Source organism: Cerasibacillus terrae (assembly GCF_008039555.1).
GTDB classification, from domain to species: domain Bacteria; phylum Bacillota; class Bacilli; order Bacillales; family Amphibacillaceae; genus Cerasibacillus; species Cerasibacillus terrae.
This window is the reverse complement of the sequence record NZ_VDUW01000001.1, coordinates 1-15,095: the sequence shown is the minus strand read 5'-3', so window position 1 is coordinate 15,095 and position 15,095 is coordinate 1. Positions and strand designations below refer to the sequence as shown.

General features: G+C 36.2%; 14 protein-coding genes, 1 pseudogene and 3 riboswitches. Of the genes and pseudogenes, 5 read left to right on the top strand and 10 right to left on the bottom strand.

The annotated features are described in order from the left end of the window. Window positions 1-215: 215 nt before the first annotated feature. Genes FHP05_RS00070 through FHP05_RS00055 form a run of 4 tightly spaced genes read right to left on the bottom strand, consistent with a single transcriptional unit; the run spans window position 216 to window position 1,350 of the window. Window positions 216-428: a flagellin N-terminal helical domain-containing protein gene (locus FHP05_RS00070; RefSeq protein ID WP_330998067.1), complete on the bottom strand. Its 213-nt coding sequence runs from the start codon at window positions 426-428 to the stop codon at window positions 216-218. Window positions 429-434: 6 nt separating this feature from the next. Further along, window positions 435-914, bottom strand: coding sequence for a hypothetical protein (locus FHP05_RS00065; RefSeq protein WP_147664900.1), 480 nt, complete (start codon window positions 912-914; stop codon window positions 435-437). After that, entirely contained in the window at window positions 896-1,171 is a 276-nt protein-coding gene (locus tag FHP05_RS00060) for a hypothetical protein (protein ID WP_147664898.1), read from the bottom strand. Before FHP05_RS00060 ends, FHP05_RS00065 begins: the two co-directional genes overlap by 19 nt. An 8-nt stretch (window positions 1,172-1,179) precedes the next feature. After that, window positions 1,180-1,350: a CoA-transferase gene (locus tag FHP05_RS00055; protein ID WP_147664896.1), complete on the bottom strand. Its 171-nt coding sequence runs from the start codon at window positions 1,348-1,350 to the stop codon at window positions 1,180-1,182. Between the two features lie 123 nt (window positions 1,351-1,473). Continuing rightward, window positions 1,474-1,587, bottom strand: a riboswitch (SAM riboswitch). A 490-nt stretch (window positions 1,588-2,077) separates the two neighbouring features. Then, a riboswitch (SAM riboswitch) is annotated at window positions 2,078-2,199 on the top strand. Window positions 2,200-2,312: 113 nt separating this feature from the next. On the opposite strand from FHP05_RS00055, the gene FHP05_RS00050 reads away from it, so the two are divergent. From FHP05_RS00050 to FHP05_RS00030, 5 genes are all read left to right on the top strand, one after another. Beyond that, window positions 2,313-3,380, top strand: a complete 1,068-nt coding sequence (locus FHP05_RS00050; protein ID WP_147664894.1) for an ABC transporter substrate-binding protein — start codon at window positions 2,313-2,315, stop codon at window positions 3,378-3,380. Between the two features lie 40 nt (window positions 3,381-3,420). Further along, window positions 3,421-4,182 (top strand): ABC transporter ATP-binding protein, encoded by a 762-nt coding sequence (locus FHP05_RS00045; protein ID WP_210766922.1) that lies wholly within the window; start codon window positions 3,421-3,423, stop codon window positions 4,180-4,182. Between the two features lie 12 nt (window positions 4,183-4,194). Then, window positions 4,195-5,118 (top strand): ABC transporter permease, encoded by a 924-nt coding sequence (locus FHP05_RS00040; RefSeq protein WP_147664890.1) that lies wholly within the window; start codon window positions 4,195-4,197, stop codon window positions 5,116-5,118. A gap of 423 nt (window positions 5,119-5,541) precedes the next feature. Beyond that, a riboswitch (SAM riboswitch) is annotated at window positions 5,542-5,649 on the top strand. Window positions 5,650-5,997: 348 nt separating this feature from the next. After that, a complete protein-coding gene (locus tag FHP05_RS00035; RefSeq protein ID WP_147664888.1) occupies window positions 5,998-6,471 on the top strand; it encodes an OsmC family protein in 474 nt (157 codons plus the stop codon). Next, on the top strand, window positions 6,471-8,099 hold the full coding sequence (locus FHP05_RS00030) for a sodium:solute symporter family protein (RefSeq protein ID WP_147664886.1): 1,629 nt from the start codon (window positions 6,471-6,473) through the stop codon (window positions 8,097-8,099). The genes FHP05_RS00035 and FHP05_RS00030 overlap by 1 nt, the downstream gene beginning before the upstream one ends. Before the next feature lie 112 nt (window positions 8,100-8,211). Here the strand turns inward: FHP05_RS00030 and FHP05_RS15720 are convergent. The 6 genes and pseudogenes from FHP05_RS15720 to FHP05_RS15215 form a co-directional block, all read right to left on the bottom strand. Next, window positions 8,212-8,418, bottom strand: a pseudogene (locus FHP05_RS15720) (hypothetical protein); the annotation flags it as partial. A 919-nt stretch (window positions 8,419-9,337) separates the two neighbouring features. Then, on the bottom strand, window positions 9,338-9,550 hold the full coding sequence (locus tag FHP05_RS00020; RefSeq protein ID WP_147664884.1) for a hypothetical protein: 213 nt from the start codon (window positions 9,548-9,550) through the stop codon (window positions 9,338-9,340). A 629-nt stretch (window positions 9,551-10,179) separates the two neighbouring features. Next, complete coding sequence (locus FHP05_RS00015; RefSeq protein ID WP_147664882.1) at window positions 10,180-10,908, bottom strand: hypothetical protein; 729 nt, start codon at window positions 10,906-10,908, stop codon at window positions 10,180-10,182. An 81-nt stretch (window positions 10,909-10,989) separates the two neighbouring features. Then, window positions 10,990-12,732 (bottom strand): flagellin N-terminal helical domain-containing protein, encoded by a 1,743-nt coding sequence (locus tag FHP05_RS15675; RefSeq protein WP_147664880.1) that lies wholly within the window; start codon window positions 12,730-12,732, stop codon window positions 10,990-10,992. 545 nt (window positions 12,733-13,277) lie between these two features. After that, window positions 13,278-13,748, bottom strand: coding sequence for an inner membrane protein YiaA (gene yiaA / locus FHP05_RS00005; RefSeq protein WP_147664879.1), 471 nt, complete (start codon window positions 13,746-13,748; stop codon window positions 13,278-13,280). A 573-nt stretch (window positions 13,749-14,321) separates the two neighbouring features. Continuing rightward, window positions 14,322-14,492: a hypothetical protein gene (locus FHP05_RS15215; RefSeq protein ID WP_191126183.1), complete on the bottom strand. Its 171-nt coding sequence runs from the start codon at window positions 14,490-14,492 to the stop codon at window positions 14,322-14,324. Window positions 14,493-15,095 lie beyond the last annotated feature (603 nt).

Below are 15,095 nucleotides of genomic sequence, written 5' to 3'. Positions count from 1 at the left end.
TGTTTCCATAAAGTTCAGATCATATCTTCATCCCTTTTGGATGCCCCGCGCTCGTGGGTGGGTTATCGGTATGGCTCCTCACCACCTGATCGTTACACCTTCCTAATTACATATCACCAATTCATTAGGCTTGGCTCGGTATTGCCCACCATCCACCTTTAAGGCTGGTTTGGGGTTCCACCGAATTCACGGAGTGTTCATCTAAACATTACTGCTTAGAGCGGCATTTCTAGTTTACCGTCTTGTGCATTACTTTGTGCTTGTTCTAACCCACGAATCTGTCCACGCATTTTCTCAGAAATTGCTAGACCAGCTGCATCATCTGCAGCACTGTTAATACGTAGTCCTGATGATAGTTTCTGCATTGATTCAGATCTCATGTCGTTTGCAGTTCCTAACTGACGATACGTGTAGAGTTTGAGCTGAATTAATCACTATAATACTTTATTTAAAAAGTCAGATAAGCGTTCGTAAGCAGAAATTGGATCAATTTTAGCTGGTGCGTCACCAAGTTTTCCATGTGCAACCCAATTACGATATGTATATACTTGTTTAACCATGCCAATTAATTCAGAATCCACTTGTGGCTTAAATAATTCAATAATCTCGGTAAATCGGCCCCGTTCTGCATGTTCAATAGTGTAGTCACTTATTCTCTTATTCAACTCATTTTTAGGCTCAAACTGAGAGTATATTAAATTTTTCAGATGCCCAATCAATGTTTGTTCAAAGATGGAAACTAGCGAGACTACCGTTAAATCGTTTAATTCAACAATGGAAGTTTCTAATAGTTTAGTTGTTTCTTTTAATTCTTTTGCAACTAATACACTTTGAAGAGGGATTATTTCAGGATTCTTCTTTATTATTTTCTTCAGGACTTTTTGGGAATCTAGATTTATTTCATACCATTCCATAATTTTATCCAACCCTTTTCCGAATGGTACAGAACAATAAAACGATTCATAAATGAACTAATGTCCACTCTTCCACTAGCTCCAATAATGAGACGTCCCACAGGGGTTATTTTGATGCTTTCTGATCCAATAGTTAGTACTAGCGATGGTACTATATATTTCCCAAGGTGTTCTTCTGTGATTTCAATCTCCTTTTCAGCAACATCAATTAATCCTTCTTTTTGATTCTGTACAAGCCAACCTTTTATCCTATTCATAAATCCCTTTATTTGTTGAATCCATTCAGCTTTAACTTTATCCCAGTTAGATTTTGTACATTCGCTTCAACTAACGCATCGACTAGTGTTTCGGCAGCATTTAAAAATCCTCCAAACATGATTGTCGATCCATCCTTGACATGCTTTACGGCCTCTCTCGCATCAATAATTGGCTTCATTACCTTCTCCCCTTTTTCGCAATAACGTATATTTTTATCTTTTGAATTTGAGAAAAGAAGAAATTAAAAAACTCCCTTCCTAAAAGAAGAGAGTTTTATACATACATCATTAAATGCGTTCTCTTCTCATCTCCCAGGACGATCATCCTGCAGGAATTAGCACCATTTCAATAGAAAAAATCTATTGACGGTTGCTGGGCTTCAAAGGGCCAGTCCCTCCACCACTCGTAATAAGAATATGTTTTATGGATGTTCAAAAAGCCAAGCTTCTCACTTTTTGAACACGTCATTTGATTTGTTTAAATCTTACCGCAAATTTTTGCAAAAATCAATAGAAAAGTTTATAGAATATTAGATTTTTAGTGTAAGCGCTTAATGAATATATATTAAAAATGTGTGTTCAAAAAGAAGGATAAAAAGGACCGAGAAGTTCGAGACGGCGTAGTTTCGAGCAGCGGAATGTATGCAGTTAGATACATGAGCAAACGCTCTAGCACGCAGGAAAAGTGTTTTTTCTTTTCCAAGGAGCGGAGAAACAAGCCAACGAGCTTCTCGCGTGTTGTGGTGACTTCTGTGTTGCCCACAGGACGTGGGCGGTTTTAGCAGAAGGTCCCCTGCGATGTGTCATTTTTACCGGACTTTTTGAACTTCTTCTAAAAATAATATTGACAAACATTTTTTTATAGAGTAAGATTCGAATAAGTCAAAAAAACATAATCTCATATTTTCCTTATCAAGAGAAGTCGAGGGACTGACCCGATGACACTTCAGCAACCATGCAGGTTACGTACTGCAACGGTGCTAATTTCAGTGGTTCAACTTTATTTTGTTGATACCAGAAGATGAGGAAGTGGTAGCCTGTGCGTTCGTACATAAAACCCCTTCCTTGTGAAGGGGTTTTTTTTCGTGCTCGATGCAGATTATTGTTTTTTAAAAAAACTATTTTAGAGGGGTGCAAAAACATGAAATTTGTTAAACCATTAGTTAGTTTGATCGTTTTAGTATTTTTTATCGCAGGATGCCAAACTGCCTCAGGGACTGAGAAAAGTCAAAGTGAGGAAGGACTGACACCGGTAAATGTAGGCTATCTAGCTACAACTGGACATAGTTTATACTTCATCGCAGAGGAGCAAGGATTTTTTGAAGAAGCTGGTCTAGATGTTACGTTTAATTCCTTTAGTAATAGTGGGGAAGGTATTACTGCTGTTGCTGGTGGACAATTAGATGTTGGTACATTCGGAACAGCCGCACCACTTAAATTTGAGTCCGAGGGTGCTGAATTTGTTTTCTTTGGTGGACAAATGGGAACAGGCGCAGGTGTCGTATCGAAGCCTGAACTTGCTGATGAATTAAAAGATCCTGCTAATTTTGCCGGTAAAAAAGTAGCTACCGTATCGCTTGCAACGGGTGATGTTGTTTGGAGAGGTGCTTTAGTGGAAGCAGGATTAGATTGGGAAGAAGATTTAGAGATTGTAGAAATGAAAAGCCCTGCCGACGTGATTACAGCGGTTAACAAAGGGGAAGTAGATGCTGGTGTCGTGTGGGTACCATTTGTTGAAAAAGCGAAACAAGAAGGATTAGAAATTATCGCTTACAGTGACGAATATTTGAATGACCATGTTTGTGGTCGGTTGATTGCAAACCCGGAGAAGTTTGAAAATAGCCCGGAACTTTATGTGAGCTTCATGGAGGCAATGATCAAAGCAGAAGAATTTTTGCATGATGAAAATAATAAAGAGGAAGTTATTGCATCTGTAGCAGCATACATTGATGTCGACAAATCAATTATTGAAAAAGATTTATACGATGGATACCTGATTCAAACCGCAGATCCAGATAAAGAAGCGATTCTTGCATTTAAAGAAACAATGGTAGACATTGGTTACCTTGAAGAAGATCGAGATGTATCCGATATTATCGACATCGAAGTTTATAAAGAAGCACTAGATAATGTAATTGAAGCAAACCCAGACAATGCGTACTACGATAAATTGGTTGATAGATATAAGGATAGAAACCTAGAAATATAGAAATGCTCATTTGAACATGGAATAATAGGGGGAAAACATCTTGAGTACAATTCAATATGACAACGTCGGTGTAACTTACGAATCAAATGGACAGCAAGCGATTAAGAATTTTAACCTTTCCATCGAATCAGGTGAAATCATTTCTTTTGTCGGTCCTTCTGGATGCGGTAAATCTACTGCACTCAACGTGGCAGCTGGTCTTATCCAGCCGTCCGTTGGTGCTTTTAAAATGGATGAAAATATTATTACAAGTCCTGGCACGGATCGTGGTGTCGTTTTTCAAAATTATTCTTTATTCCCTTGGATGTCGAATCTGGAAAATGTACGCTTTGCCCTTTCGCAAAAATCAAAGAAATCAAACACGGAACTGATCAAACAATCCAAGAAGTTACTAGATAAAGTAGGAATCACAGGAAAATCCCAGTATGTATATCCTACGCAAATTTCCGGTGGGATGCAGCAACGCGTAGCAATTGCGAGAATGTTTGCACTCGATTCACCCGTTTTTCTAATGGATGAACCATTTGCTGCTGTTGATGAAATTACGAGAAAGCATCTCCAAAATCTATTATTGGACTTATGGGAAAAGGAAACATCACGGAAAACAATTATCCTTGTCACACACAATATTGAAGAAGCCATTTATCTTTCAGACCGTGTAGTCGTTTTATATGAGGGAGAAATAATTACTACGAAGCCTATTCCCTTTAAAAGGCCACGCGATCGACAAGAGCTCGAAAATGAACGTGACTATTTAACAATTAGAAAGCAATTATTACAAGCTATTGAAGGCAACGCATAGGGGGAAATGAACATGAAATCTATTATAACACGTCATCAACTATTACCTACTATTTTCACAGTTATAGGCATTCTTTCTGTATTGATTTTCCCTTCTATTGGAGATGCCGTATCGAATGGTTATGTGATTGGTTTATTCATTGGTATTTACATATTGTATCAAATCATATCATTACTTTTTTATAAAAAGGATACCTATAGACAGGTAACTGCGGATATTGTTTCTATTATTCTCGTCTTATTTATTTTATGGGAATTGTTAACCAATCGTTTTGGAATATTAACTAGTTTTGTTTATCCAACACCAGGAGAAGTGCTGCTCCAATTTCAAGAGGATCGTGCTGAATTAGTTGTTCATTTATTCTCATCTGTTCGATTACTTGTGTCAGGTTATTTATTAGCCGTTTGTTTAGCAATTCCTTTAGGTATGATTAGTGCATGGTATGGAAGATTGGACAGGGTGATGCGCCCGATTTCAAGTGTTTTAGCACCAATTCCACCAATTGTTTTAATTCCATATGCCATATCCATTTTACCTTCCTTTGCCGCATCGTCCACATTCATTATCTTTATCGGTGCATTTTGGCCAATCTTTGTGGCAGCATTAAATGGGGTAGCTGGAATTGATCGTAGATATATTAGCTCTGCACGTACGTTAGGCGTTAATAATTGGACATTATTCAGAAAGATAATTCTCCCAGCAGCCCTACCATCGATTTTCACAGGGCTAACAATCGGTATGATTTTGAGCTTTATTCTACTAACAGCTGCTGAAATGATTGGAGCCAACGCAGGTGTTGGCTATTACGTTAAACTTGCCACCGATTTCGGTAACTACTCACAAGTAGTAGCAGGGATTATATTCATCGGTCTAATCGTAACCGTCGTAATGACTATCCTTACACAACTAGAACGATACTTGTTAAGATGGCGGTAGGGATAGGTGGAAACATGGGCACGACTTCGAACTAGCGCAGAATGGGTTGGAACTCGAGCGGCACTGGCTGGTACTCGAGCGAGAGCCACCGGAACTCGTGCGACTTTGGTTGGAACTCGAGCGACATTCGCTGGAACTCGAGCGGCAACAGTTAATTCGATTGATTTCGCCCGAGTTGGTAGTGCTGCCGCCCGAATTGACTTGGGGGTCGCTCAAGTTTTGACTTCTGCCGCACGAGTTAACTTTTTCCCGTTCGAGTTGGCTGAAATCTCAAGGTAACGGCTGGAACTCGTGCGACAACAGCCCAAACTCGCACGACCGCCAGCGTAACTCGTACGGAAACGATCCATGCTTCCCCTTCTAATTCCTCCGTCCCTTGACTTCCCAAAATTATTCATGTAATATATTATTAATTTCATATTACTCTTATCCAGAGAGGTGGAGGGACTAGCCCTGTGATACCTCGGCAACAGGCTTTTTTCAGGAAGTACTGTGCCAATTCCAGTAAGCAATTTGCTTTGAAGATAAGACGGGACAACTTGTACATAGAAGCCTCTTCTTATCTTAGAAGAGGCTTTTTTAATTTTTTAAAAGGGGATGAAAAACATGGTAATATTAGTCGTTTTAGAAAAAGACAAAGGTGGTATTCCACGCTATACAAGAATAAGCGCCATGATGACAATAGCTTGATTTAAAAGAAATTTTAAATGAAATGGAGTGTTTAGTCGAAGTTAAAGTTCTTAACATTGTTACGGATGGACTTGGTCATAAGAATCATCATAGCAGCGGCATTTTTAGAAAATACCAAGATTCACTTACTTTAATTCGGACTAATCACATTGGAATAATAAAATCTAACTAAAATTGGAGGAACCACGAATGCAAACTACAGTAAACAAAGAAATAAGAGAGATTAAAGCCTCTTCCCAACGAGTAGGGGTAAAGAAAAACACGAATGAGGTTAGAAATTTTCATTTTTTAATAGATGAACCGGTTAAATTAGGTGGAACCAATAAAGCTCCAACACCAATGGAATTTGTTTTGGGATCTTTTAATGGCTGTATCCTCATTGTTATCGAAACAATTGCTAAGGAAATCGGCTTTCCATTCAATGATTTAAAATCAGAGTCAGTCGGAACAGTTGACCGGAGAGGAATACAGGGGACGGCTGATGTCAGTCCACATTTCGGGAGCGTAACAAATACAATCTGGTTTGACACTACTGAAAGTGAAGAACGGATTCAAGCACTACAAGAACTGGTTAAAAAAAGATGTCCGGTCTATAATCTGTTTCGGGATACAGGAATTCCTATTCAACTAAATTGGCATAAGGAATCGGAGGTAGAAAAATAATGACATCCTATGGTTGGTGGTTAATTCTATTTGCAGTAATTTATACACTTGGATTAATTTTAGCAGGACATTTTTCCAGAAAAAAAGCTGCAAAGGAAAATGGGTATTTTGTTGGTGGACGTAAATTTAATAAATGGATTGTAGCATTCTGTATTACGGGGTTATTTTCGGGTTCAACATTTATTTCCATTGTTGAATTATCCTATTTATCAGGAATATCAGCTATTTGGTATGGTGTTGCGGAAACAGTACAAATATTAATTATTGCCTTTGTGATTATCGGTCCATTTCGGGAAAAATTGGTTGTCACCGTTTCTGGTATGATAGGAGATCGCTACGGCAGAGCAGCACGTGGTATTGGCGGAGCAATCACAGCATTCGCATTTCCAATGTGGTCTGTAGCTACGGCTATCGCATTTGCTTCAGCTATTCATGTGTTTACCGGTTTTTCATTAACACTGTCCGTCGCTTTTACAGCTTTATTATTGTATCTCTACTTACAAGCTGGCGGAATGTGGTCGATAGCATTTACACAAACAATGAATTTTATCGTGTTTATCATCATGTTTATTATTGGTATCATTGCATTTTTCGTTAATCCGGGGGTGGATGGACTTCGATCATTCGCAGCTAGTAATCCAGCAATGTTTCAATGGGATGGTGTCGGAATCCAGGTCATTGTCGCATGGTTTGGCACATTTTTGGTCAATGTAATTTTGGCACAGGCAGCTTTTCAAATGTCTTTATCCTGCAAAACACCTGAGGAAGGACAAAAAGGACTGAAACTTGCGGTCTTATTTGGAATTCCCTTCATCATCCTAGGCGCTTTATTCGGAATATCAGCAGCTATTGTTATACCTGATTCATCACTTGGACTTGTAGCCTTACCACAATATTTAATGGAAGTACTTCCAGCCCCACTTGTTGGCTTGTTCTTCCTTGGTATTTGGGCCTGTGCACTTGGTTGGGGAGCACCTTGCCAATTCTCTGGTGCCACAAGTTTGGGTAAGGATGTAGGGAGTGCCGTATTTCCACAGGCGACTTCGGAACAGCTAGTTAAATATACGAAAAGATCTTTACTTGTGCTTTCTATACTTATGATTGTCTTTGGAATGGCAAGAACAGAACAGTCAGCATGGTGGAATATTTTAGCATGGACAATGCGAAATTCAGCCACTTTTGCCCCTGTAGTTGCAGTCTTATTTTGGCGATTAGCAACAAAGGAAGCTGTAGTTGGGTCGATGGTAGGTGGTTTCCTTTCTGGCCTTATTTGGTACCATCTAGGGGGATGGCTTCCAAATGAATTTCATTTAAATATACACCCTGTCTGGATTGGTATGTCAGCTAATATCGGAATCCTAGTCTTGATTACACTGCTACAAAATGCAAGCAAATTAAAATCCAACTTCTCATTTGAAGACTCCAAGAAAGGATATTATGCATTATTTTTTGGTGCTCTTGTTCTGATTGGGCTGATTATAGAATTTGAAACGATTTATAATAGTGGATTACTTGGGATTTTCTCCTTTTCCATTCTTATGAGTGTATTTATTGCGACGATTATATTTGTACCTCATACAAGATTGGAAGATCAGAAAGATAGGTTGCGTGTGGCTGATGTGAAGTAAAGTGAAACTTCATTCAGTGGGGGTTTCTTCCAGTGGGGGTTTCTTCATCCCCCACTGATTTAGCCCGCCGAATCAGGAATTTACTGACAGTTTACCCGTGACTTTGTTGTTACTATTTCCTAAGTCTTAAAGTGGGGTTATTACTGCCAGTTAATGCGTGATAAATTTCAATATAATGATTTAAAACATTAAAATTAACCCACTCTTCCCATGGATTCATCCCAGGTGCATAATCGTTTGATTCACCTTCTTTCACTCCAAACACATCAAAAATAAACGTACCTGGTTCGAAACTATTCTCAGTTTTTGCCACCACTAATGTAAATGCCGATTGATTGGGGAAACCTCAAGACTTGATCATTAATTAATGGATCCATTATCTTCCACACCTTTGATTTATTGCAATATAATGCTCTCTAACCTTTATTCGTTCTACAACATCAAGTAAATTATCTTTATCTGATTCTCTTAACTGTCCCATTAATAATAAAACGGGATCCTCCTCCTCTTTAAAAATTCTTAGCCTAATTCCAAATCACATTTACGGTAAAAATAGCATTTGTTCAAATATTAATATAAAACGAGATATATCAAGCTCTTTGAAAATTAATATAGCTTATGATACAGATGGAAAAACTACCAAAAAAATCATCTTCCTTTTAAAAGATTTACGGAATGCTCTTGCTCATAATGATGCTATTTTTGATATATTTTATTTAAAAGAAGCAATAATGTAAATCAAACAATATCTCAAATGTTGACCCATGAAACAGGTATTCCTAATATTACCTTTAATAAATTGTGGACTACCTTGTATTAAAGATGTATTTACAGAAAAGTGTGAGTATTACAAAAACGTTCTATACTTCTCACGTTTCTTTCTTTCACTTCCCGAAACATAATGGAAAATAACATTCATATTTAATATGATGAATGAACTTATAGTATGTAAATAATAACGGATAACTACCCCACAGATAAGATTCTGGAGTCAAGATCATGCCAGCTTCAACTGGAGTTAAATGGATTTAGCGACTTACTTTAAGCATGCCTTGTCCGGAATCTATTAGCTTGTCATAAAATCGTTTTTCGAAAACATGACCAGTTAGAGAGTTTGTTGTATTGTAATAATCTGCATAGTGTTTATTGAACTTCAATTGTAGCACAGGGGGGGGTGAAATGGAGATATAAACATTTGATGGTAGGTAAAAAATGGACTTTGTGATAAGTAAATTTTTCTAATAAAATTTGTAGGAATAGAAACCCACCATCACCGCTGAGAAATAGACAACATCAAATATCATTTGACAAAATTCAGGGAAGTGACAGCACCCGAACTTTTTCATTTGATGCAAAAGCATGTCTATTTCGTCTAAAATACGCATTTGTTCTATACTCCATTGATACTGTTGCTCTAGGAATTTTTTCTGTTCTTGTTGGCCTTTATCCATTTTATCCCTTCTTGTTAGCAGAATTTAAGCCAGTTATATACTTATAATTTCTTAACGCCAATAGAATGCTTCAGTCTGATTCGTGATGGATAGCTGTACTTGTTTTTCGATTGCTTAATGCCTATCGACGCCATGCCCATTATTCGTGTTCAAGAAAATATTAATGTATTCAACATAGACATACCAGAGGGTATTGGAAGCAAAAGAATCATCCCCCGCTTCTATTAATGTGTTAAAGAAGCATGTTGGAAGATATTTTTCATTTATTTAGCCTCTCTACGATATTCACCTATAAATTTCAACCACTGATTTAAGTTTTGGTCCAATATTTATCATAAAAACCTAAAATTAACTTTTTTAAATTATGGTTAACGGCAAGGTAAGTGGCTAAATACCTTGGGCTAATTCATGCTACTAGTCAGGCATTTTTCTTGAATATAGCTACGAACAGTATATCATCATCACTTATTCCAACTATGTTATTTGACGAAATATGGAAAGTGACAGAACTTAATACAATACGATAAAGTATCAAAGAAAGCCAATGCAGAAAATTACTTCTCACATTCACAAAATATTTTTCAACAAAATATGACAAAATCCGGGGAGTGACAGGCACCGGCCCTAAGCTACATTTCATTTTTATTCATATAGGGGTGTTTGGTAATATATTCATCGATTTCTCTAAGAATACTTTTATAATCTATCAAATGGTTGCTGATAATAATGAGGTCTTCATTAAAACTTAACAGTCCACCCTCTATAAAACTTGCAAACTTAAATAATTCTGAGTACAAAACTTTATTTACTAAAACGATATGTTCAGAATCCATTATAGGTACATATTTCAAAATCTCTTTAGTATGTTCCTTAGTTCTATTTATGTGTATAAGCAAATTTCTATCCCAATTCACTTGATTAGCAACTGTATTTCCTTGTAAATTACCAATATTAATACTGGGAGATAGTGTATTTGGATTAATATTTTTGCAAATATCTTTTATATCATTTGGTTTTAAATTACTGAAAGTTAGATCTTTCCTGTTTGCTTTTTTAATCATATCGTTAAATAAATTTTCCCCGTGCATCACTATTAAATTTGTCAATTTCGAAACATACAGATATACCTTTTTCTTTCTTCTTTGTTCTGGTATATAGACAACAAGTATATTAAAAATGTAACTGACAGTGTAACCAATTGACAAATTAGAAATTACAACACCTAATTCATACCCACCTTGGAAATATTCAGGAACATCGTCTAGGATAAAATAAATTATATATATACATACTAGCGAGGTTATTTCTATAATTGTAATTATCTTATTCTCTTTTATAAATTGAAAGACTGACCTCAAGCTATGTATTTCTCCTTTACTTAAGAATTTAGTGAGAAAATGCTATCCCCAAAAAAGGGATAGCATTTTCTACAAAGCTTATTAACGTAATAATTGAAGCACACCTTGAGGCATCTGATTTGCTTGTGCAAGCATTGCTTGTGATGCTTGTGCAAGGATAGATGCTTTTGTTTGTTGCATCATTTCTTTAGCCATGTCTACGTCACGGATACGAGATTCCGCAGCTGTTAGGTTTTCAGCTGAAGTACCTAAGTTATTAATTGTGTGATCTAAACGGTTTTGGTAAGCACCTAGTTTAGAACGTTCAGCAGAAACACTTTCAATTGCATCATTAATTGTCTTAATAGCATCAGATGCACTTGCAGATGAAGTTACATCTAGTGCAGCTTCAACAGAATTATTATTTGTACCGTTTGTAACGTTATTAGATGCACTAAATCCATCTTCTCCAGCTTCACCTGTAAGACCTAATGCTGCTGAACGCATATCGCCAATTTCAATCGTCATTGATTGACCTTTATTTGCACCAACTTGGAAAGTAGCAGTAAAATCACTTTTCACAGTACCATCTTTAATATCAACTTTAGCGTCTTCTCCGGTTGCTTCAGAAGTTACAGTTAATGCTCCTGCAGCACCTGCAGTAATTTTCACACCTTCAACTTTTGTACCAATTTGGTCAGCTACTGCATTTGTAAATGCATCTTGAATAGCTGTAGTATCATCTGCTTGACTACCTGTTGTACCGGTTGCAGATTCTACTGCATCCAAGGCTTTACTAATATCTACACCCAGTGCATCACCATTATATGCACCATCATTTACATTATAGAATTCAATACTAGTACCATTTACTTCAAAACCAGTACCAACTAAATCCTTAATTGCCTTAAGAGATGCTTCTTGATCTACAGCAGTTCCTGCTGCGTCATTCACTACAACACTTGAGAAATCAATATCTGTCGTAGCTTCTGTATGAGTTGTAGTTCCAACACCTGCTGTTGCAGTAACTGCTGCTGAACCAGTACCTGTTACTTCTGCTGTTGAAATAGTTCCCTTAGCACCATCAAATTCTTTACCACTTTCTGCAGCAATAGTTACTGTAGCAGTTGACACATCTGAAGTAAAGTTTCCTTTTAGTGTGTCATTATTAGAAATAAAATCATTAAGTGCAGAATTTAAGATATTTGCAGTTTCATTAATTTCGGTTCCAGTAGAAGCATCAATAGCCGTTTCATCAGCTGCAGTAAAAGTATATTCAAACTTTTCTCCACCAATTTCCAGTGATATAATATCACCTTCATCAGCGGCAGTTGTAAATTCTATTGTAGCTGACGCTTGTGTATAAGTAGTGTCACCTGCTGCATTGGCATTTGCCACCATTTCTGTTTTGGCTAAATCAACCCCACTATCACCTTTTAAAAGGCTCTGTGTATTAAACTCAGTTGTATTACCAATACGATTAATTTCAGAAGTTAACTGGTTGATTTCCTTTTGGATTTCACCACGATCTGTTTCTGTATTCGTATCGTTTGAAGCTTGAGTTGCTAGCTCACGCATACGCTGAAGAATGCTGTGAGTTTCGTTCAATGCACCTTCAGCAGTTTGAATCATAGAAATACCATCTTGTGCATTCGCTTGCGCTTGCTCCAACCCACGAATCTGCCCACGCATTTTCTCAGAAATCGCTAACCCTGCAGCATCATCAGCAGCACTATTAATACGTAGCCCTGAAGACAATTTCTGCATTGATTCAGATCTCATGTCGTTTGCATTACCCAACTGACGATGTGTGTTAAGTGCTGAAATGTTGTGATTGATAATCATGATCAATCTACCTCCATGTTTTTTGTTTTACTAGCAAACCACATCCATGTGAAATGCTAGTTTTATATAATAGCTCCTATTTAGGAGTTATTACCGAAATAAATTTCTGTAGAGATATGTTTTGAAGCTTGAAGGTGTTTTTAATATTTCCCTCCACCTTTCAGCTTCTACCTCACTATCCTATTGACCATCCATCATACACAGCTTTTCTGATGATCTATTATGTATATCGGCAGGATTATGAAATGTTTAAATCATTTTTGTAACTTTTTTATTTATATTGAATTTGTTCTCATTTTTAGAAAAGGCCAACTAGGAGATATGATAAAGAATTGTGAAACAAATTTTTCAAAATAAAAAACCGCATCAAATCTTTTAAACGCAGATTTCATACGGCCCTATTGTTACCAAAACATCCAATCTATAATTTTTCTAAATCAACTATTTTTAATTCGTAGACAATTCCCTTAAGATATGATCAATCTTTCAACAAATTCTTCTACCTTCTCAGGATTGTTTTTACATAAATTCATCTATTAAATTTCTTAATCTCTTTCCCTCGCCTGCTTTGTATCCCTAATGTTCTTCTGAATAGTTACTGCTGCAAATAAACTAAGAACAAAAGACATCCCATAAAAACCTTTTTCACTCAGAATAATACTTCCTGCATTGTATAATCCGATACCCATTAATAGGATAGATGCAATAAGCGCAATCCAACTAATCCCATAATAAATACCAGTAACTGGTATTCCCTCATCTTTATCTCTTACTGCTTTTTGTAAAGATACTGCCGAATAAAGTCCAAATATTAAAATTGCAAAATAATATCCTTTTTCATTCAGTTCCATTGTTGCGTTAAACAAGCCAATAAGATAAGCCCCAACACCTACAAGCAACGCTGCCCACGAAGCTCCTATGAAAGCTGGAGTTGGTTCTCCCTCTTTTCTTTCATTTTTTAAATTTGAATCAACCTCTGTTTCCTCATCAAATAAGAACTTATGTTCACTAGACATTCAATCTTCCTCTCCATCTCTTTATTTACTAATCGAGCATCATAGATATGCTGTAGTACCCTCATCATATCCATTATATAGAAATTTCCGATAAATAGTAGATTATTTTATTAAAAATTCAATTTATTTTAAAAATACTTTATAACAATGCCTAGAAACTTCGAATCTCCTAAGATACTTCGTAGTACCATTTAAAGCAATACTTAGAAAGCTCAGCAAACCCGCTACTTTCTTCAAATAACACTTATTTAAACAATTTTATGTTTATTTAAAAAACATATCTTACTTTTTTGACATTAGCCTCGCCTATTTTCATTCTTACTTTAAAAATTTTATACAAAAAGACACACCCAAGAATTTATGGAATGTGTCTTGAAGATGTGTTCTGATAGAGATTTAATCCCCACTGTATAGCAAGCAGTCTCAAGTATGACTTCGATTGGGCTCGAACCATCCCCTACTCTTTCAAGTAAGAAGGGTATGTTATGCTCTACTGAAAGTTGAATGAGGTAAAAAGTATACACAAATAATTATTCTGTTACAAGTTATCGTATGATATAAATTATTTACATTTTAATCATTTTCATTTTTTTCTTGATTTTCATTTTGAATGTTGCGTCTCCTATGGGATCTTCTTCCAAATAAAATAGCCGACCAAGGGTCTACAACTTTTCCTTTATTATTATTTATTTCTTCATTTCCTTCCACATCATTTTGATTTTCATTCATTTGTTCTTTATCCACCGCTATCGAACTCCTTTCAATTCTTATCGATATGTTTTTTTGTCTCTCAATCTTACCGGATAGAATATTAACTTCTCTTTTTGAGTTTTCAATAGTAATATATGTTGGATTATTTTAGGTGGTAGGGCAAAAATGGAATTAAGTTCATTTTATTCAACATACAAACATTATTTTTGCTCGTTTCGAACCTATAATGTGAGGGATTATATTATTGTACGAAAGGATACAGATAACTTAATTGAATCTGAAGAACAATCTAAAACGTATATATACGATATGTTTACGATGCTGGTGGGAAATCTATTGGAATATGTATTTATACAATTTAAAGGCAATACGATTAGTCGGTATAGATTGGTGACTATCTTTTTTATTTTGCTTGAACTTCCTTTATCTGTCCATACGGTAATCATTTATTAGCATATATTATTATTGTTAGGAGCAAACTATATGAAGTTTTGCGATAAAAATGTGGAGAGGAGCATTCCTGTAATGAAGATATTTGAGGGAATTTGAGGTTTGCATAAAAAAGAGCTCTCCTGGTATAGTACAAGGTGTCAATGCGCATTGACCCTGAAATTATAGATACCAAGGAGAGGACTC